The following is a 20,205-nucleotide window of genomic DNA, read 5'->3' on the forward strand; positions in this document are numbered from 1 at the left end:
ATATCAATTGGAATAAGCAACTTAAGCTAGATACCCGCTTTAATTGATTAGTCCAATGAATATAGAGCGAAGAGAAAAACCGCAGCTATGCTAGCTGCGGCTTGTTCTTCATCTGCATTATTCTAGTAAGAGACTATTTAAATTCTCTTTGACGTACTTTTTCAAGACGCTTAAGAATTGCATCTAGACGCTCAGGTTTAACCATGAACTCTTGGAAGCCTTTCATGCCTTCTTTAGCCATCGCTGGGCTAGTATCGCGATCATAAAATTGTGCGGTACCTTCAGCTTCAGCAAGCATCTTCACACCAATATTCAAGAACTCATTATCAACCGTCGTTGCTTTGCTGTTGGTAGGGATCTGAAGCATGGTATCGTTAACAAGCTTTTGGATCTCAGGTTGAGAAACAAACTTAAGGAATTTACGTGCGTCTACTTTGTTCTTTGCTTTCGATGGAATATGGATAGTATCCATCGGTGCGTCTTCTGCCATTGGAACAGCAGGGTCGATTACTGGGAATTGGAAGAAGCCCATTTTGTCTTTCACGTCGGCTGGGAAGTTAGGAGCAATAAAGTTACCGATGAGGTACATTGCCGCTTGACCATTATAAAGGAATGGTTGTGCTTCCTGCCAAGAGTAAGATGCATGGTTTTTTAGATAATAACCCGGCTCTACAAGCTCTTTCCAATTTTCAAATGTCTTCTTAACTCGCTCATCGGTATAAGCTACTTTTCCGTCCATTAACTGAATGTGGAAATCTAGGCCATTAGTACGCAAGTTGAGATAATCAAACCAACCCGCTGCAGTCCATAGATACTTTGTACCGATAGCAAATGGGGCGATGTCGTTTTTCTTCAGTGTCGCCGCTGCTGCTTTTAACTCGTCGTACGTTTTTGGCTCAGAGATACCGAACTTTTCAAAAAGGTCTTTACGGTAGTAAACACCCCATTGGTAGTATGTATAAGGTACACCGTATTGCTTGCCATTTACTGTCATTGCTGGTGCAGCCGATTTGAAATCCTGCATCATGCCTTGCTCTTGCCAGATATCACTGACATCTTCGATCAAGCCACGGTCAACAAAAGTTTTCATACGATTGCCGGCGTACCAATAAACAACATCTGGTGGTGACGTTACCAACCAGTTACGAATGGTCGTTTTATACGCTTCTTTATCGTAGAGATTGTATTTGACGGTGACATCAGGATTTTCAGCTTCAAAAAGCTTGATGATTTCTGCCCACGCCGCTTTAGGTGCAGGATCAGCTTGGTCAGAGTTAATGACGAGTTCGCCTGCAAAAGCTGTTGCTGATAATGAGGCCGTCAGCATTGCAGAGGTAGCAATATGTTTCACGTATTTCATTATTGAGGTCCTTTTTAATTAAGCCGTAGCTTAGGTTGGTCCGATGACTAATTATAGTTTTAGTTTATTTCTCAATTTTGTTAAGGGGTCAATGTCGATTATGTTTGTTAGAACAGCGGTTCATTAAACTCAATCTCTATCAAGTGCTTTAACCAAAACAGCGGCCTAGTCATTTTGCTTACTAAGTCGCTGTTATTCGTTACCCTTTAGTAGCACCTAAAGTTAATCCGGCGATAAAATGGCGTTGCATAGTAAAGAACAATATAACTGGCGGTACTGCCGCAACAACCGCTCCGGCAGACACAAATTGCCATGATGCTGTCCATTGTCCTTTCAGAGCACTAAGGCCCGCAGTTACAGGACGAACTTCATCACTTTGTACGAGTACCAATGCCCAGAAAAAGTCATTCCAAATAAAGGTAAATACAAGTACAGCAAGCGCAGCCAGAGCCGGTCGAACGAGTGGCAATACAATGTGCCAGAAGATCTTCCACTCACTAACACCTTCAACCCGCGCCGCTTCAATCAAGGCATCTGGGATACCAACGATGAAGTTACGCATGAATAGAGTACAAAAACCCGATTGGAAAGCGATATGGAAGAATATCAACGCCCAGTGGGTATCATAGATCCCGAATGCAATAGTGATATCACGCACAGGAATCATAAGGATCTGAAATGGTACAAAGTTACCCGCGATAAATAGAGCAAAAATCCAAATGCTCGCTTTAAACTTGTATTTGGCCAATGCGAATCCAGCAAGCGTCGATAACGCTACTGCCCCTGCAACGGCAGGCAATGTAATTAATAAGCTATTAATTAGATATTGTCCCATAGGGGTTTGAGTAAATACCTGAGAATAGTTTGCGATAAACTGGATATCTGTTGGCATTCCCCAATAGTTACCTGTGTTTATATCTTCAAGTGAACGAATCGATGTCATCATTACCGCTGCTAGCGGTAGAAGCCACAACATTAGAGAGATAGGCAGTGCTATTCGATAGCTTATATTGACAAAGCGTCCAGACTTTTCAATCGGTTTTGGAAACATTATTTTTCACTCCTCAACATACGCCACAAGAAGTAAGCGATATAAATATCCATGATCAAGAACAGCATTACAGCAACGGATGCACCGTAACCCATGCGATAGTTAAAGATAGATTCCTCATACATTAAGTAAGCCAGAACCGTAGAGCTGCCCCATGGACCACCCGTCGTCATTACTGCAACAAGGTCAAACGAGCGAAGCGCACCAATAACCGTTACAACAATAGCGATAAAGGTCGCTGGTCTCAGTTGTGGAATAACAACGTACCAAAGCATTTTAAATCTTTTCGCGCCATCAAGACGTGCAGCTTCTAATTGTTCTGGATCTAAATTATTTAAACCAGTGAGGTAAAGAATCATGCAATAAGATATTTGAGGCCATAACCCAGCAGCAATAATACCGTAGGTGACTAAGTCTTCATCCGCTAGAATGGAGATTGGCTCCATACCAAACCAACCAAAAGCAATATTCAACAAACCGAAGTTTGGATCATAGAACCAAGAGAAAACCAGACCTACAACAACCTGTGAGATGACAAATGGGAAGAAGAAAAGTGATTTAACAACACGGATACCTCTCACTTGCTGATTCAAAAACAGTGCTATAGCCATACCGATTGGTGGAGCCAACATAAAGAAGACTAACCACAATACGTTATTCTTTAGCGCGGTATAAAATGCTTCAGAATTAAAAAGCTCTTGGTAGTTAGCTAAACCAACCCAAACCTTTTCACCAAGTCCATCCCATTCGTAGAAACTTAACCAAATACTGCTAAGGATCGGGTAAACCACATATATCAAGAAAACTATCAAGCCTGGTGCGAGAAACAGCCATGGTGACAATTTTGAACTGATGCGCCTTTTCTTACTTACCGAAGGCATTCGGTTCTCTGGGTAGATCGTTTTCACTGAAGGCTCCATTTGTCCGACACTCCCACTAATTATGCCGCGTAATCACTATATTCGAAGACCTAATTAAAAACCTTCAAATGGCGTTAATAGCTATTATTCACGACCGCTTACCCGTTAATCATAGAACTTAGGCTAAAAATTTGCACAACCAAGATGTCTTTTTGTAAACGTTTCCACAAAATTAACTTAAATTCATGTAATAAATATGACTGAGATCAACAATTCAAATTTCATTACTAACAAATCCTGTCAGAACGGGTATGTTTTATACTAATTAAAGTACGAATTGCAGAATTCATGCAAATAGACACTCAGCCAGCAGTAACAAAGGAGTCAGTAATGGCAAACATTACGCTAAAAAAAGTCATTAAACGTTTTGGTGACGTACAAACTATCCACGGCATTGATTTAGAAATTGAAAGTGGCGAGTTTGTTGTATTTGTTGGGCCATCAGGTTGTGGCAAGTCAACACTACTGCGCCTTATCGCTGGTTTGGAAGAAATAACTGAGGGCGAAATTAGCATCGATAATGTTCTCGTTAACGATGTAGATCCTGCAGATCGTGGCGTAGCAATGGTGTTCCAATCATACGCTCTTTATCCTCATATGACCGTTGAAGATAATATGGGTTTCGGTTTGAAGATGAATGGTGTACCGAAGGAACAGATCGAGAAGCAAGTTAATATTGCAGCGAAAACGCTTCAACTCGATCACCTACGTAAACGTAAACCTAAAGAACTGTCTGGAGGCCAACGTCAACGTGTTGCGATTGGTCGAGCAATAGTACGAGATCCAAAAGTCTTCCTATTCGATGAGCCCTTGTCTAACCTTGATGCTGAGTTGCGTGTAGAGATGCGTCTACAGATAGCAAAACTCCACCAAGAACTTGAAAATACCATGGTCTATGTGACACATGACCAAATAGAAGCAATGACGCTAGCAGACAAAATCGTTGTGTTAAGGGATGGCCGTATCGAGCAAGTAGGCTCACCGCTAGACCTATATCACCGCCCTGGTAACCTCTTTGTTGCGGGTTTCATCGGCTCTCCTAGGATGAACTTCGTTCCAACAACAGTGACAGAAGTAACAGCGGAGAATATAACGTTAAAAGCGAATGATGATACTGAATTTGTTGTACCTTTCACCAAGAAGCAGCTTACCGTAGGTGATGCCATCATCTTTGGTATCCGCCCAGAGCACCTACTCATTAACGAAGAAGCCGATATTAAACTGACCTTCCAGAGTGAAGTGGTAGAGCGTTTAGGCAACAGTACTTATATGTTTGGTCAATCTTCTGGTATGGACGGATTCAAGGTTCATCTGCCTGGCGACCAAGAAGTGAAGAGTTTCCAGCAGATTGCATTAAGCTGTGCAGCATCTGATGTGCATTTATTTGACGCTGACGAAATTTGTATCACGAGTAACTAAGAAGCTACTCTGTGGTATTTTCTTTATGCATTGATTAGGCGAACCTTTTGGTTCGTCTAATACATGATGCTATCAATAACTCTGTATCTACGTATAATATTTTAATGCATTACACTGTGGTCGATATTAGATATGCGCAAAGCTTTACGTGCTTACGTTTTAAGCCTTTATCAAGATAAAAGTTTCTACATACTGATTGCTTTTAACATCCTACTCACTAAATTAATATTTGGCATTTATGACATAAAGACCAAATTATCACTGTCACTTTACTCGGTGATATTTGGTGCTGCAGGTCAAATTATACTATTCTCCCTGATAATTTATTATATTTTCTACCTCGTAGTAAAAAGACCAGTATCACCATTAACTGTATTATTTAATTGTGTGATGAAGCCATTAAGAACACCAAACATCTTAGCTACATTTCTTACTCAGCTATTTTTCATTAACATAATGTTGTCTTGTTACACTTCTATCAAATCAACAATCGGCACTGTTTTTCCATTCAGATTCGATGAATATTTTCTGATGCTCGACAATTATATACATTTAGGCTTCCAACCTTGGCAGTATACTCACTTTATTTTTTCATCAAGTTACGCAACCGCCATAATAAATATAATCTATAATTCATGGTTTTTTGTTGTTTGGATAACGCTCTTTTATTTTATGTGTCAAACTACATTAATCAGAAAAAAATTCCTTATCGGCTTCAGCCTCTGTTGGATTATCATTGGTGGATTTTTTGCCATTTTAATGTCATCTGCTGGTCCATGTTTTTTAGAAAACATAAATATAAACCATGATCTTACACTGAACTTATTTCAGCGCTTAGAAATGCAAAATAAAATGCTTATTGATAATGATTGGCCACCACTTTGGTCTATTGCAACACAAGAACACTTGTGGCAAGAGCACGTGACTAGTGTTACTAGCTTAGGTAGCGGGATATCAGCGATGCCTAGCATGCATGTATCAATATCTGTTTTTATGACTCTGAGCGTATACATCATACATAAAATAGTTGGTATACTATTCGGTTTATTTACTATCGCTATTTTTATTGGGTCAATTCATTTAGGGTGGCACTATGCTGTTGATGGATACGTCAGTTTTATATTAACTTTTCTTATTTGGTTTGGTATTAACCACAAATACAAATAGTCACAAGCTGCTCTACACTCGTTGCATTTTATCATTGATACGTAGGATTAATTAACTGGTGATTCATCAACAATATCTACTCGTCGATTTTTTTCTCGTCCAATCGACGTTTTATTGTCAGCGATAGGTTGACCTTCTCCCTTTGAAACCATAAGTAAATTGTTACTATCAACTTCGTGGCTAAGTAGGTAAATTTGCGTCGCTTCTGAACGTTTCAAACCTAAAGCAAAATTGTAATCTTTCGAGCCCGTATTATCGGTATGTCCTTCTAAAATAAGTTTCGATGGATTTTGCTTTACCACATTCGCAACAGCACCAAGTATGTACTTCGACTCATCAGTAAGATTAAATTTATCAAAGTCAAAATAGACACGCGCCATCACGTTACCTTGTTCATAGCCTTGCAAGCGGCTGTGTGTCATCAAGTATTCAGCGCATTCAGGATCGACCCCCATTTCCATCAATTCATTGGTAATCATTGTTAAAGTAGCTTGAAAACTACTTTCTGTTTCTATTTGATAGAATGCACCGTTTAGAAGATTGACTTGTGTACTTTTTCCAATCGAAATACTCTGCTCTGTGTTAACGTCATTTTTAGAACAAAAGTAAGTAATGGATTGATTAACAAGAGTATTGTTACTATCGGTATTTGCACTTAATACTGTTATCGGAGCAAGCATCAACGTGCTCAATAATATTATTCTATTTGTTTTCATTACTTTTTATTCCTTTAACTAGTATTAATCTCAAAAACGTTATTTTAAGTGACCTATTTCTTCACTAATTAACTCTAATATTTTGTTTAAGATATCATTCGTATTTTCCGCTTCAAATACATTTTCAGCCCCAGCACACGTCTGAAGCGCGGTATTAGCATTTACATTGTAATCAAACCCGATTATTGCAATTTTAGATGTTACATCATCTCCGCTGGACGTTACTTTTGCATCAAGAGTGTTCCGGATAGTGCTGCACATACCAGCGTTAACTAAGCTTGAAGTCGTCGATGAACTATTATCATCACCATCTGATAATACTATTATTAGTCTACGAGGATTATCACCCTTTTCTGCAATCTGAGCTCCTCGTATCAACCCCTGATAAGACGACGTGCCAGAATCTGGATAAAATGAAGAGATTGTATTATTAAAGGCCGTAAAATTAGAGGTTAAATCAACATCATAAAAATAGGCGTCGTCACCATCACTGTTATAATCTTTACCTAAGACTAAACGTTTCTTTGTAGAATTACATGACTTTTCAACAAATATGTTATTAACAGCTTTACTCCAGTTACTACCATAAAGTTGGTTAAATACACACAGTTCAATAACGGTTGTTCCACGTGTTATCCAGCGTTCTCTGTTACCGAACCATATATATTGACTTTTTGAAAGCTTTGTAGAAGAAGAAAATTTTCGTGTATATCGGTTAAAACCAACATAACCGACTGTATTATCGTCCATATTGATCAAACCGTTGAACTTTGCAAGTTCAACGGTTACTTTATCGATAACATCTACAAGGTCCAAATATTTCGTCTTTGCGCCACCATCCCAAGAATCACCCATAGAACCTGAAAAATCAGATACAAACACAATATCAACAGCATGATTTTGATATTTCCTTGTTTTACCTTTAGAAGAAACTTCATAATCGTTATTACTTAACGCATCCGTATCAAATATCGTTTTATGTTTAGTAGTTGCAGTAACTTCGAATTCAAAAAATCGTGGCTCTCCATTTTCTAATCCTGAAACACAATCAGGAATACTTTCACACTCACGTTTTGCTACGCGAACCTCTGAGATACTTTCCATACTATGCATATATTCAGTAACGTAAGCACTGGCCAAATTTTGATTAAACTGACTACCTAAGCCAATTTCTCCATCATCTATCCCATCACCATTCTCGTCATTGTCGTCATTTGCAGCTGCGACGGCTAAACTAGCGGCTTCCAGAGCATCATTTAATCGAGCATCATTCTGCATCATCATCGCTCCATCAGTCCCGAGCGAAAACATTCCAAATAATGGAGGGATAATTAAAACAAATAATAGAGCGGCATGCCCTCGTTGTCTTCTATACACTTTCATCATTATCTCCCCAAAATAACAGAACTAGACGTAACCGTCGTAAATCCATTACTCAGCATTCCTGCAACACCATTATCCGTTTCATAACAAAGCGTCACTCGATATAGAGTGCTCTTTCTTCCCCATGTTGTTGTAACCGCTAAATTTTGTTCTAAACTAGATAAATTGTTTGAAATTTGACATCGATTTGTTCCTCGATTAAACGTCGCCAATGCATTTCTAGACCCATTCAAACCATACGTTTGCTCTTCTAACACCATTCCAAACTTGCTTGCCGAGAATGACGACGTTGTTCTCTTCATTGAACGCTTAAGAACCTTGTAAATATCAGCTACTTCAGAAGAAGACATAGTATAATCAACAACATTCGCTTTAGTATATAATTGAGTTCTCTCTTTAACGATACTCACTGCAGAAAAAGACAGCCTATCAAGCTTTCCCTTCATTGCTATTTTAGTTACCACATCGGAAGTAAAAGCCAAAAATACAGCGAAAATCACTCCTACTATCGCGAACTCGACAGCAAAAGTTCCTTTCTGTTTAGATCTTAAACAGAGTTCTTTCATATTCTTGCACCACTATGACTTCTCTAGAAAATACAGAGCTAGTATCAAAAAAATAAGTAAACACGCTAGTGAATTGATAAGTAATCTTATAGATTGCAATTGCGCTGTCTATTTCGTTTCCACATGTTGCAGTTTGTGCGCCGTCTGCTGGTGTACATATTTCAGAAGCAGGTATGTTGAACAATTCAGACAAATCTTTTACATAATAAACACTCGCTTGAAAATTGGATGGATTAACGAAATTACTCCAAACACTATCACTTTCAACTAATACATTTTTAAACGTACTGACATATGTCTCTGTATCTTTTTTCGCTTCACGAGAAGCAGTTGAGATAGCATAATCGCCAAGCGCAGAAACATATGACATATAACTCATCTCTACCCAAGCCGCGACCATCAGCCAAAAAGCAAAAAAACCAATGGCAAACTCAATCGCCACTACACCTTTCTGCCTTTTTTTAGTTATGAGCTTCATATTCAACACCTTGTATCACCTTAACTTTTTTTTTCACTACTTTATCAACCGGTATATCAAGCTGGGCTCCATTGGCATTCAGATTCTGTTGATTATTTGCCGTTGTCAAAATTACAAATATTTTTTGTATTTGTTCACTTTTGTAGCCTTGTTCTTTAAGTATAGATTCTACTTGCTGATAACGCCCTAGTTTTGCATTAGCTAAAACCAAATTAGCTTTGACCGTTCTATCTGCTTCACCATTAAAATAGAATGGTTGGAGCCTATCTATTACGCTTCCATAGTCCCCTACCAATAAATCTAGTACTGATAAATTATTCGCTATCGTAAGATCATCATAATAATGTTTCTTGGCCAGTAAAAAGAACTCTTTCGATTTTTGATAATCCCCTTTTTCAGCCAAGATTAAGCCCATCAAATTTTCGGCCTCAGGATAAATACTCTTGACCGCCAAAGCTGTTTGCGCACGAAGATATGCAGACTCTATATCTCCCATGGCAAGATAGACTTTCGCTTTCAGAAATGCCACTTTCGAAACATTCGCGTCATTAATTTCTATATCATCAAGATGAAAAAATGCCGATTCATAATCATTTATGTTGATATAAGCTTGAACGAGTCTTAACCTGATCTCTTCAGAATCTCTTTTCTGCAGTTCATCCTTATAAAAGTCGATAACCGCTTTGCCATTTCCTGAGCTAACAAGCATTTTTTCTCTTGAATCAAATGTCGCTTCATCAATTAACTCTTCTTTATTCGCGTCACTGGCACAGCCCAATAGAGACAATGCAATTAATACTGTTGCTTTCATTTTTTTCATTGCATCATTCTCATAATTCCAGGAGCAGTAATAAGAATGACTATTGGAAACATGATGAATAAAATCAAAGGTATGGACATTTTGGCTGCCAACTTACCTATTTTTTCTTCTAAGTTAAGCATTTGCACTTCTCTGATATCTACTGCAAGTGTTGTTAATACAGTATAAATAGAGGAACCATACTGCAGACTTTGATTTAATGTCATAATAAAACTACGAAACTCAGGAGTTGGAATTCTGACGTATAGTTCTTCTATAGCCTTTGCTAAACCTACAATATTGGACCTATCATTGGTGCGCTTTAGCATATATGCGACGTCTCGATCAAAACCAATCATTTCTTGTGCAAGATAAGCAAACGTCGACTCAATTGTCATACCTGTCTGTACACATACACCCATTAAATCAAGAAGGTAAGGCAAACGATCAGATAACTTTCTTTGGAGTGCTTTAGAGCGTGCGGCTAAAAAAACATCAGGCAAAATTATTGCAATCACTAGCCAAATGATCGCTGTAATCATATAGGTACTAGTAGGAATATTAAGATAGATACCAAATGCAATAATTATGATTAGACCAAGAAATAATAATGCATATTTAAGAGGTAAAAACAAATATGCAAATCTAAAATGATAAAAACCAGCGGCTATAAATTTCTCTGTGATTTCGTGTTTCGACGCGGCAAAAAGTTGAACTAAAGCTGTAACAGCACTTTTAACGATGCTTTGTTTAGAGATTTTCTCATCTATCTCTATTAACCCTAAAAGTCTTAACTTTCTATTTCTACGAAATTGTTCAAGTGACATATAAACAAAGCTACCAAGCCCCAACGCAACCAACCATAATGCGCCTATAATAAATAACTGTTCTTTACCAATCTCTTCTAGAAAATCAGTCATCATCGGACACCTCTCAATAGTCCCCAAACGATACCAATCCCTATTGTTTCACTAACGAGTACATAATATAGTACTGGTCGTCCATCAGGGTGAAACATAACAAAATCATAGTTGTCTGGACTTATATATTGGAGCATTATTATGAAAATAAATGGTATCGCGGCAACTATTTTAGCTGATACTCGTGCCTCTGCCGTAAGTGCAAATTTCTTTTTATCTATGGCTCTCGCATCAAACATAACTCGGTTTAATCTAGTTATAACGTCTTTAAGTTGCCCTCCTCGATGCATGTTTGCTCGAAGAGTAATCACGAAAAAATGAAACGAAGCATAGGGGAATCGCTTACAAGATTTACGAAACACATCATCTGGAGATTCTCCTAATTGAAGCCTGTCTCCCATAACTTTAAATTCTTTACCAACATCACCATCTAACACTTTTCCGACATATATAATGGCATGCATAATGCTTTCACCAGATGATACAGCACTAGCAAGAATATTTAGCGCATCAGGAAATGCCTCTTCAAATCTAGTTTCTTCCCGCTTTTGTAGCCACAGATACGCTGTTATATAACTAACTAGAAATAATGCTATTTCAACATAAATGAAATTCCCTCTGAAGAAACGTTGATTTATCTCTAGTCCGAGGAAAAATAGTAATATCGAAAATATCACGACTTTTATAAATGCATAACTACCGATTTGTTTCGCAACATTATCTTTCTTATCCAAAACAGTTTGCCAGAGAGACCTATCCGATAATGTGGCAAAATCTACAGCCTGATCATCCCCACTTAACGAATAAATACGCACTGTTTTGTTATATTCTTCTAGATAATCATGGGCTTTTTTTGGCGAAAATATAGACCATAATATTAGTGCTGCTCCCACTATTACGAGCACAATATAGATCATAATGACCCCTTAGACTTAAATAATGCATCTAGCTGTTCTCCCAGTCCAAAAAATCGAGCTTTTTCAACCAAAACTGATCGCTTCATCAATCCAGCGGTTACAAAATTCCCTTCGACCTTATCAGCACTGTGAGCGGAAGATTCTGGTCTAAATCTAAAAATTTCTTCCATGACAACACTCGTCCCTTCAAGTCCTACGACCTCAGTAATGCTCATCACTTTACGACTACCATCATGTAATCGGCTTATCTGGATAATAATATCAACCGCACTGACAATGGTTCTTCGAATCGCTTCCAATGGCAGATTACTAGTCGCCATCATTACCATAGATTCAACACGAGCAATCGCATCTCTAGGTGTATTAGCGTGCAAAGTTGACATGGATCCATCATGCCCTGTATTCATGGCCTGTAACATTTCAAAGGCCTCACTACCACGGCACTCACCAACAATAATCCTGTCGGGCCTCATACGAAGTGAGTTGATGACTAAATCTCGTTGATGAATTGCCCCAGTATTTTCAATACCTGCTGTTCTAGTTTCCAATCGAACTACGTGCGGTTGTTGAAGTTTTAGCTCTGCTGCATCTTCTATTGTAACTATTCTTTCTTTTTCAGAAATATATTGCGAAAGGGCGTTAAGCATTGTGGTTTTACCAGAACCAGTACCTCCTGATATAAGAATATTGAGCCTACATCTAGCTGCGATCATAAGTAACTGCGCCATTTCAGGACTCATTGCACTAAACCCAACTAAAGCTTGGAAATCAATTGCTTGTTTTTTGAACTTACGAATTGAAATTGAAGTGCCATCGAGAGCGACGGGCGGTATGACAATATTTACACGGCTTCCATCTGCTAAACGAGCATCACATAAAGGGGATGAATCATCCACTCTTCTCCCCACTCGTCCAGCAATTCGTTTGGCGATTTCTAATACTTGTGTTTCATCGACAAAATTTACAGATACTTTTTCAACTAACCCACCACGTTCAATAAATACGTTTTCGTGACCGTTGACCATTATGTCCGTGATACTTTCATCTTCCATAAGAGACTGCAATGGACCTAAGCCATGTAATTCATCTACAAGACTTTTTACAAATTCATTTCGAACCACTTGCGGAAGCGGAAGTGAATCCTTTTCAACCAACATGTCAATGGCTTTCGATAGTTGAAGCGATAGTTGATCGTCACTTAATCTATTGATAGCCTCTGGATCTAACGCATCATAAATTTGACGCCTTATTCCTATATAAATTTCTTTGGCTTCACTCATAAAAAATTACCGCCTTGAGAATGGTAGTTTGAAACCTTTTTTTTCATCTTCACCTACAATTAAGGAGGTCAATTTGGCTATAGATCTTCCTGCGCCTCCCCCCATCTCACTTATTCTCTTTCTTTCAAGAATTTTAGCATCCAACTTTTTGATATAGGGTATTACAACATCAACATTCTGATGCAAGTATTTTTCTGCTTCTGCCTGAGTAATAGTTGCGCAAGATTCTGGAATAGAATAATTCAAGACCATAAATATACGAAGATTTTTTTCATCACCTTCTTCATTAAATTTCTGTCTTATTCGTGCTGCATCTCGCAATGATGATACAGTAGGCGACAATATTAAAATCACGCAATCGGATATATCAACTAGTTCTTCCTTGTTAAAATTCTGCCTAGCTATAGAAGAGAGGTCATCAATAATAAAATTGGCGTCTACAGCAATTTGTTCCGTCACTGTTTTAGTATATTCTTTTATTTCACTGTTACTAAGGGTATTAGAAGTTAACGATAATACAGAGAGTAACCGAGTATGCTTTGTTAATAAACTTAGAGCTGAAGTATTATCTAACGTGGTAGCAAATGCCCCAGATCTTATTTGGCGTTTTTCAAATTTTTCCATGCCAAGCATAATATCCAAGTTCCCACCTTGATAGTCATTTTCAACCAAAACACAAGATGATTTTTTACTTTCAGACAATTGACATGCAATTTCGGTGCAAAGTAATGTCGTACCAACGCCCCCACTACAACCTATTACACTAATTTGTTTAGCTTTACGTTTTTTCCCTAATCCTCTATTTTTATTTCTATTCTCATGAACACTGACTACAAACTCTATCAACTCTACCTTAGTTATTGGCCAAAAAAGATAATAAAAACCCATTCTTTTTAAATTTCGAATAGTCGATATCGCATCTTCACTCCCAATAACAATAACGGAAGCATCATTGGGCAGTAAATGGCTAATATGCTCCGCGTCAGAGCTTACATCGTTACTCTCATTCAGCTCGATTATAACAATTTCGATGTTTTCATTACGTACGTGTTCTTTAATTTTTTCATCGCTATTTGATGATATCGCGGGAGTAACTAAACCTTCGAAACGATAGGCTTCTTTTACGAGTACCTGACATTTTTCTGTTTGGTAAAATAAAACTGACGTTATCTCTTTTTGATTCTCATCTGCATCTTGAGCATTATCCTTCTTGAGGATGTCAACTAAATCAAACATATCTATTCACCCTCAATTTTAGTTAGTAGAAAGCATTTTTTCTGGATTAACCATTGATTGCCATCTGGCCCCCTCCGAATAGCACCCTAACTCGCTGCTATCAATAGATCCTACTTTTTCATATCTACATGTTTCGACAACAACTTTGTGTACTATAGTTTGAAATTCCAAATCAAATTTTCCATCGTTAGATGCCGTACCATGTATCAATTGTAACTGGGTGCGATTTAATCCTTTTTTCAATAAGTAAGCATGGTAATCACTCGCTAAAGATTTGCCATTATCTGTATACCAAGTTAGCTTTACGGTTTGCCTAGATACCTTATCCCAATGTTGTTCTACGTACTCATTTAACTCATCCCACGCTAAATTTTGTTTACCTGATTTAATCGATAAGCTTAAAGCATAAGTTATTGGAACTATTTGAATTTCTGCTCCGTTTCTTTCTTCAATATGATCAACACAGGCGCTTAATATTAGAGTCAATATTGGCAACACCAATAATTTAAAATATTTATTAAGGATCATTGCTTAAATCCTCCCATAGCTAATACTTGTTCAGCCATTTCATCCTCAGCTTTAGAATAGCTACCTTCTAATGCGAAGAAACGTTGAAGGTTAGTCGTTTTTTCCATCGTAGGTAATTGAATTTGAGCAGGTTGGATAGGTTGAACTAAATTAACTGTCGCTACTATTATTAGTTCGGTTTTTGTTCTAGTCGTCTCGGTATGTCTAAACAGAGCTCCCAGAATAGGGATATCTCCAATATAAGGAATTCTACGCAACGATTCAGTATCTTCACTATTTAACAAGCCCGCTAGTACGAAACTCTGTCCATCACCCAATTCAACTGTCGTTCTAGCTCGTCTGGTTCTCAATGCAGGAATATCATAATCATCGTTACTATAATAAACATCATCCAACGCGCTCACTTCTGGCATTAACGAAAGCTTAATTTTGTCGTCTCTTAAGACTTTAGCCATTAGTTCTAATCTAACACCATATTCTTTATATTCTACGTTAGTACTACCATCAACCACAGTAATAACGGGTAATTCACCACCCGCCAAAAAACTGGCTGTTTCCCCCGAAATAACAGATAAATTCGGCTCTGCTAGTACTTGTCCAACTTTATCGTCACCAATAGCTGTGATAACAGATATAATATCATCTGCGCTAAAATCGGTGAGAAAATCAACGAATACACCTGCAGTCCTACCTGAACTACCTAACTGAATACCGAAATTTTCCATAAACGTATGAGATACTTCAGCAATAGACAGCTTTACATTCACCTGTTTGGTTGCATTGACTTCTATATTATTTAATATTCCTGGGTAACGATATTTACGCATAAAATCCATTTCATAATTGTTTTCACCTAAATCCCATTCAACTATGGTCATTTCCGCTTCTTTACCTAGCAGTTCTCCAGCCAGCCGATAAATATCTTCTTTTTCTTGGTCACTGGAAACTGTGCCACTCAATACAGCTTGTTCACCCAGATTAAATATATTGACATCAACATCAGGATAACGAAGTTGAATTTGTTGTTGTATATGAACCAAACTTTTATTAACTACAAGCTTACGATTAGCGAGAGTGTTGCCTTCTTCGTCAAATATAAATAATGAAGTATTGCCAATACTTTTACCAAAAAAAACAACTTTATTTTTATCTATCACCTGATAATCTGCTATTTCAGGATTAGAAATAAAAACCGAACCTATATCCGCTGACACTCGAATCGTCTCAGCATCTCCTTCGGATAGGTTAACAATTTTCGCGGCTGAAACAGAAGCACTTACTACGAAGAGAGCAATCGATATCCATTTTAAAAGAGTATCCATACCACAACCTTAATTATTTTATTATTGCTTCACCTGCACGAAACTCTTTAATTGCGCGATAAGTAGGAAGCACATCTCCTGAGTCTGCATGTAACTGCTCAGCTTGCTCTTTACCAATTGATTTATGAACTTCTAACTGGGCTATTTTTTTTGCAATGACCATTTTTGCAACTTCTTTTCTTGATAGTTCTAATACCAAACTGATTTCGGTCCTATCTCTGATTTCATTTTTCTCGACTTTAATCACTTTCACTGCCATCAATATGGGAGAGACCGTGAATGATTGATATTGTTGGACAGTTTCGTTGTTAGCCAAATTTTGATTTAAAGATGAGAGAGCGATAACATCAACCAAAGAGCCATAGGTAATGACTCCTCCAACTACCGTTTCATTACTTACGCTTAAAGCAAATGGAACTTTATTATCTGCAATCGTAAGCTCGATGTATCCGTCTTGCTCAGGAGTCAACAGATTTTCCATCGTGACCCATTGTCCTTTAACAACGTCTTGAGCTGAAACTAGCCCCTTCACAAACTCTATATCAACGGGTTCGTCTATACCGTGCTGATTAGCTTCAGTTTCTGGTACTTGTTCAATAAATAACTCAGATCTAGTTACAGTCTGTCCAGCACTAATACTATCTTTCGCCTTCCAAACACTAATCATAACGATATCTTCAGTGACTTCTTCTAACTTAGGCTTCTCACCTTTATCTAAGAGATTCCCTGACAATCCATATAATCCTGCACCCAAAAATATCAGAGCTGTAGGTACGAGTATTCTAAAATTCATTGAGCTCCCCTTACTGCAATGATGCAAACAAACCGATTACCCCACCGATCGCCATTGGAACACCAAAGGGGACGGTTTTACTCACATCATTAGTTCTAATTCGGTAATAAAGCATCACTAATACTGCAGTAGCACCCCACAAGAACATTGTGAGAACAAACAAATCCAAATATAGTGAACTGTTAATTGCAGGCAATAGCGCAGTGACTAGTTTCACGTCTCCTCCTGCAAATACATTGAGACGCCAAAAAATTAACCCCACCAATAAAAACAGCGGGGCATAGAACATTTGCTGTAAATTATTGGTATAGCAATTAAAGACTATCGTCGTCGCAGCTAGGACAACAATTAACTTGTTAGGAATCACTCTATGCACGAGATCCCAATAGAAAATAGTAGCCAACACAACAAAAAAAACCAAAAAAAACAACATTTTACCCATATATTAAATTAAGGTTATTGTTACATCTTAGTCGCAATCGTTGATAACGCATTTTTAAGTGCTAATCCAAGACCGGCACTTAAGTCGCTACCAAATGCTAGAGCAACAATAGTCGCTATGGCCACACCAACAATTGCATATTCAATCGCCGTTACACCGCGTTCATCATTTTTGAATTCTTCTAGAAAAAGTTTTGTTTTAACATAAGTTGAAAGAAACATAATAGACTCCACATTGTATCTAATTGATTATTACTCAGCTTTAATCACCAACAATCAAAGTAAGCATCTGTATTATTAATATTCATTGTTTATAAAGCACCTACCCAAACAAGGTAAAGAACACTTTAAGAACGAAATTTAGAATATCATACCGTTTAAAAATGACATCCTAAAAAATTCAAACATACTGCTCATCACCTTATTGGTTAATAAAGAATTTAGCCTATTTGCCATACTTAAGTTGAGCTAGCATAAAAACCACACCTCAACCGTAAAATGCTGCAAAGCTATTTCTAACTATAGTCCAAATGATGATGTTGTCATTTAAACCCTATGAAATTCTACAGTTTTTATTGAGTACAATAACTCATCGAACCTAAAAGAACCTTTACTCTAAAAAATAGAATACCAAACCAAAAAGGGTTTGCAGATATTTATAAAAATGTTAAATTACAATAGCTTACAATGACAAGTGTACTTATAATTAATTTTAACCAACAACCTTTTACTATATTTGTCCATCACGGCATTTATATTATGGCAGTCTCATATACGGGACGCCTAACCACACTATTTGAGAACTACATCACAATTAAAGAAAATGTTATATTTCTCAAAATCGAGACAATTTTTCCTCTGCGTTATTGAACTAAGATCACTAATAATTCCTTGTATTTAAAATGTAGCTCATAGAATTGGTCTGTCAATTTTCTACTTATAGAAAAAATCGGTTATTTTTTTTATTTGATATAATTATCAAAAATGGAATTAACCTCATAAAATTGGACATGGTCATTATTAACAAGAAGCATTCAAATAAGGCTTATATAATTCGTCTTCACTATGATTGTATATACGACCATAGTGGCATTCAAACGCTCGTTTAAAAACTACCAATATGTTGCCAGTATGTTACAATAAAGTAACGAAGTACTAACGATGGAACGGGTAATCATGAGTCGACCAATACATGCAGACATAGAACTTAACCAAGAAGTGGCCTCGCAATCTTGCTCATTGCCACCACCCAATGAGCTGCTGCTTAAATGGGCGGACTCTCGACCCCAAGAGGTTTATCTTAAACAGATTATTGACCGTCAGTTCGTTACCTATACCTATTCTCAAGTTGCACAGATGGCCCTAAAGTTTGTTACCGCCCTGAGAGAAAAAGGATTACAACCTGGCGACAAGATAGCGTTGATATCTAAAAACTGCGCGGAATGGTTTATCACTGACCTCGCGTTAATGATGGGCGATTTTGTTAGTGTCCCTATTTTCCCTACCGCAGGTGCAGACACCATTGATTACTGTATTAATCACAGCGAAAGTAAAGCCGCTATCATTGGCAAACTAGATAACGCTGCTGCTGTCGAATCCGTAATAAATGTCCATCCTGAGCTTTTAACGATATCTTTACCTTATGACACAGCACCAAAATGTGACTTCGAATTTAATGCCATGATAGAAGCTTCACTGCCAACGGAAGAGCGCCCTCAGCACTTCGACGACAAACTAATGTCATTGGTTTATACCTCGGGGACATCTGGAACACCAAAAGGAGCAATGCTCACTTATGGCGCCTTTAGTTGGTCAGCCGAGCGCTTAGTTGAGATCCTTGGTGTTCAAAAAGAAGATCGCGCATTCTCTTATTTGCCATTGGCACATATTACAGAACGTGTATATATCTTTGGTTCGTCTATCGTTGGCGGTGTTCAGGTTGCCTTTCCTGAATCGTTGGACACATTTATTGACGATGTCAAAATGCAGAGGCCGACACTGTTTATATCTGTACCTCGTCTATGGGCTCTCTTTCAACAACGTATCCAAGACAAAATGCCTCAAAAGAAACTCAACTTTCTTCTGAAAATGCCATTTGTGAATTCAATCGTTAAAAAGAAAATCATAGAAGGGTTAGGACTTGATCAAAGCCGGGTCTTAGGTTGTGGTTCTGCACCCGTATCACCGGCACTTCTCAATTGGTATCACAGTGTAGGTATAAATATAACCGAAGCTTGGGGGATGACAGAGTCGTTTGCTTACAGCACACTCAACTATCCTTTCAGAGCTGAAAAAATAGGTACAGTTGGTAATGGCGGTCCCGGTATAGAACTTAAGATAGCAGCCGACGAAGAGATCATGGTGCGTAGTAAAGGTATGTTCGCTGGATATTACAAGAATGAACAAGCAACCAAAGCTTCTTTTGATGATGATGGTTGGCTGCATACTGGTGATATTGGGTCGTTAGATGGCGAAGGATATCTCTCCATACAAGGGCGTAAAAAAGATACATTTAAAACGGCAAAAGGCAAATTTGTCGCGCCTGTACCTATTGAGAAAAAACTCTATGAATACAGCCGAGTGGAAATGATGTGCTTAATAGGTCTAGGTATGCCTGCACCTATTCTTTTAGCTGTCCCTCATCAGTTCCCTAACTTTGACAAAGAGCGCTATCAGAGGCGAGCAGAACGCGTTATTAAACGCATGAACCAGGATTTAGAATCTCATGAAAAAATTAAGGGTGTTTTGATGGTCAAAGAACCGTGGAGTATCGAAAATGATATTTTGACTCCAACCTTAAAGATTAAGCGCCATATTCTAGAGAAAAAATATCACGACGTTGGTGCTAACTGGCCAAAAGATAAAGTGGTTATTTGGGAAGAGTAATCCTCGTTTTTTAACTTTATATC

General features: G+C 37.9%; 20 protein-coding genes. 3 read left to right on the plus strand and 17 right to left on the minus strand.

The window, feature by feature from the left end; translation table 11 throughout:
• Nucleotides 1–133 precede the first annotated feature (133 nt).
• The 3 genes from AACW90_RS05800 to AACW90_RS05810 form a co-directional block, all read right to left on the minus strand.
• Nucleotides 134–1,360, minus strand: coding sequence for an ABC transporter substrate-binding protein (locus AACW90_RS05800; RefSeq protein ID WP_275134650.1), 1,227 nt, complete (start codon nt 1,358–1,360; stop codon nt 134–136).
• 199 nt (nt 1,361–1,559) lie between these two features.
• Nucleotides 1,560–2,411 carry a carbohydrate ABC transporter permease gene (locus AACW90_RS05805; protein ID WP_275134651.1) on the minus strand — a complete coding sequence of 284 codons (852 nt, stop codon included), beginning with the start codon at nt 2,409–2,411 and terminating at the stop codon, nt 1,560–1,562.
• Complete coding sequence (locus AACW90_RS05810; protein ID WP_275134652.1) at nt 2,411–3,331, minus strand: carbohydrate ABC transporter permease; 921 nt, start codon at nt 3,329–3,331, stop codon at nt 2,411–2,413. Before AACW90_RS05810 ends, AACW90_RS05805 begins: the two co-directional genes overlap by 1 nt.
• Before the next feature lie 330 nt (nt 3,332–3,661).
• Here AACW90_RS05810 and AACW90_RS05815 point away from each other — a divergent pair, with 330 nt between their 5' ends.
• The gene (locus AACW90_RS05815; protein WP_390232134.1) at nt 3,662–4,750 is read left to right on the plus strand and encodes an ABC transporter ATP-binding protein; all 1,089 of its coding nucleotides are present in this window, start codon (nt 3,662–3,664) and stop codon (nt 4,748–4,750) included.
• A 132-nt stretch (nt 4,751–4,882) separates the two neighbouring features.
• Nucleotides 4,883–5,917 carry a phosphatase PAP2 family protein gene (locus AACW90_RS05820; protein ID WP_390232137.1) on the plus strand — a complete coding sequence of 345 codons (1,035 nt, stop codon included), beginning with the start codon at nt 4,883–4,885 and terminating at the stop codon, nt 5,915–5,917.
• Between the two features lie 47 nt (nt 5,918–5,964).
• Here the strand turns inward: AACW90_RS05820 and AACW90_RS05825 are convergent, their stop codons facing one another.
• The 14 genes from AACW90_RS05825 to AACW90_RS05890 are packed head-to-tail and all read right to left on the minus strand — an operon-like array spanning nt 5,965 to nt 17,518.
• A complete protein-coding gene (locus AACW90_RS05825; RefSeq protein WP_390232140.1) occupies nt 5,965–6,633 on the minus strand; it encodes an OmpA family protein in 669 nt (222 codons plus the stop codon).
• 39 nt (nt 6,634–6,672) lie between these two features.
• A complete protein-coding gene (locus AACW90_RS05830) occupies nt 6,673–8,019 on the minus strand; it encodes a pilus assembly protein TadG-related protein (protein WP_390232143.1) in 1,347 nt (448 codons plus the stop codon).
• Nucleotides 8,019–8,582 (minus strand): tight adherence pilus pseudopilin TadF, encoded by a 564-nt coding sequence (tadF, locus tag AACW90_RS05835; protein WP_390232146.1) that lies wholly within the window; start codon nt 8,580–8,582, stop codon nt 8,019–8,021. Before tadF ends, AACW90_RS05830 begins: the two co-directional genes overlap by 1 nt.
• The gene (locus AACW90_RS05840; RefSeq protein WP_390232149.1) at nt 8,557–9,060 is read right to left on the minus strand and encodes a TadE/TadG family type IV pilus assembly protein; all 504 of its coding nucleotides are present in this window, start codon (nt 9,058–9,060) and stop codon (nt 8,557–8,559) included. The genes tadF and AACW90_RS05840 overlap by 26 nt, the downstream gene beginning before the upstream one ends.
• Nucleotides 9,044–9,880: a tetratricopeptide repeat protein gene (locus tag AACW90_RS05845; protein ID WP_390232152.1), complete on the minus strand. Its 837-nt coding sequence runs from the start codon at nt 9,878–9,880 to the stop codon at nt 9,044–9,046. Before AACW90_RS05845 ends, AACW90_RS05840 begins: the two co-directional genes overlap by 17 nt.
• A complete protein-coding gene (locus tag AACW90_RS05850) occupies nt 9,877–10,779 on the minus strand; it encodes a type II secretion system F family protein (protein ID WP_390232872.1) in 903 nt (300 codons plus the stop codon). Before AACW90_RS05850 ends, AACW90_RS05845 begins: the two co-directional genes overlap by 4 nt.
• Complete coding sequence (locus AACW90_RS05855) at nt 10,779–11,696, minus strand: type II secretion system F family protein (protein ID WP_390232155.1); 918 nt, start codon at nt 11,694–11,696, stop codon at nt 10,779–10,781. Before AACW90_RS05855 ends, AACW90_RS05850 begins: the two co-directional genes overlap by 1 nt.
• Nucleotides 11,693–12,976 carry a TadA family conjugal transfer-associated ATPase gene (locus tag AACW90_RS05860; protein WP_390232159.1) on the minus strand — a complete coding sequence of 428 codons (1,284 nt, stop codon included), beginning with the start codon at nt 12,974–12,976 and terminating at the stop codon, nt 11,693–11,695. Before AACW90_RS05860 ends, AACW90_RS05855 begins: the two co-directional genes overlap by 4 nt.
• 6 nt (nt 12,977–12,982) lie before the next feature.
• Nucleotides 12,983–14,212, minus strand: coding sequence for a CpaE/TadZ family protein (locus tag AACW90_RS05865; RefSeq protein ID WP_390232162.1), 1,230 nt, complete (start codon nt 14,210–14,212; stop codon nt 12,983–12,985).
• A gap of 18 nt (nt 14,213–14,230) precedes the next feature.
• Nucleotides 14,231–14,740: a hypothetical protein gene (locus AACW90_RS05870; protein WP_390232165.1), complete on the minus strand. Its 510-nt coding sequence runs from the start codon at nt 14,738–14,740 to the stop codon at nt 14,231–14,233.
• The gene (locus tag AACW90_RS05875) at nt 14,737–16,062 is read right to left on the minus strand and encodes a type II and III secretion system protein family protein (protein WP_347997051.1); all 1,326 of its coding nucleotides are present in this window, start codon (nt 16,060–16,062) and stop codon (nt 14,737–14,739) included. The genes AACW90_RS05870 and AACW90_RS05875 overlap by 4 nt, the downstream gene beginning before the upstream one ends.
• 13 nt (nt 16,063–16,075) lie before the next feature.
• On the minus strand, nt 16,076–16,855 hold the full coding sequence (gene cpaB / locus AACW90_RS05880) for a Flp pilus assembly protein CpaB (RefSeq protein ID WP_390232169.1): 780 nt from the start codon (nt 16,853–16,855) through the stop codon (nt 16,076–16,078).
• A 10-nt stretch (nt 16,856–16,865) separates the two neighbouring features.
• Nucleotides 16,866–17,297 carry a prepilin peptidase gene (locus tag AACW90_RS05885; protein WP_390232172.1) on the minus strand — a complete coding sequence of 144 codons (432 nt, stop codon included), beginning with the start codon at nt 17,295–17,297 and terminating at the stop codon, nt 16,866–16,868.
• 20 nt (nt 17,298–17,317) lie between these two features.
• Nucleotides 17,318–17,518 (minus strand): Flp family type IVb pilin, encoded by a 201-nt coding sequence (locus AACW90_RS05890; protein WP_347997049.1) that lies wholly within the window; start codon nt 17,516–17,518, stop codon nt 17,318–17,320.
• 954 nt (nt 17,519–18,472) lie between these two features.
• Here AACW90_RS05890 and AACW90_RS05895 point away from each other — a divergent pair.
• Nucleotides 18,473–20,182: an AMP-binding protein gene (locus tag AACW90_RS05895; RefSeq protein WP_390232175.1), complete on the plus strand. Its 1,710-nt coding sequence runs from the start codon at nt 18,473–18,475 to the stop codon at nt 20,180–20,182.
• The last annotated feature ends 23 nt before the right edge of the window (nt 20,183–20,205 follow it).

It is taken from the genome of Vibrio frigidus (genome assembly GCF_042465995.1).
In the GTDB taxonomy this organism is placed as follows: Bacteria; Pseudomonadota; Gammaproteobacteria; order Enterobacterales; family Vibrionaceae; genus Vibrio.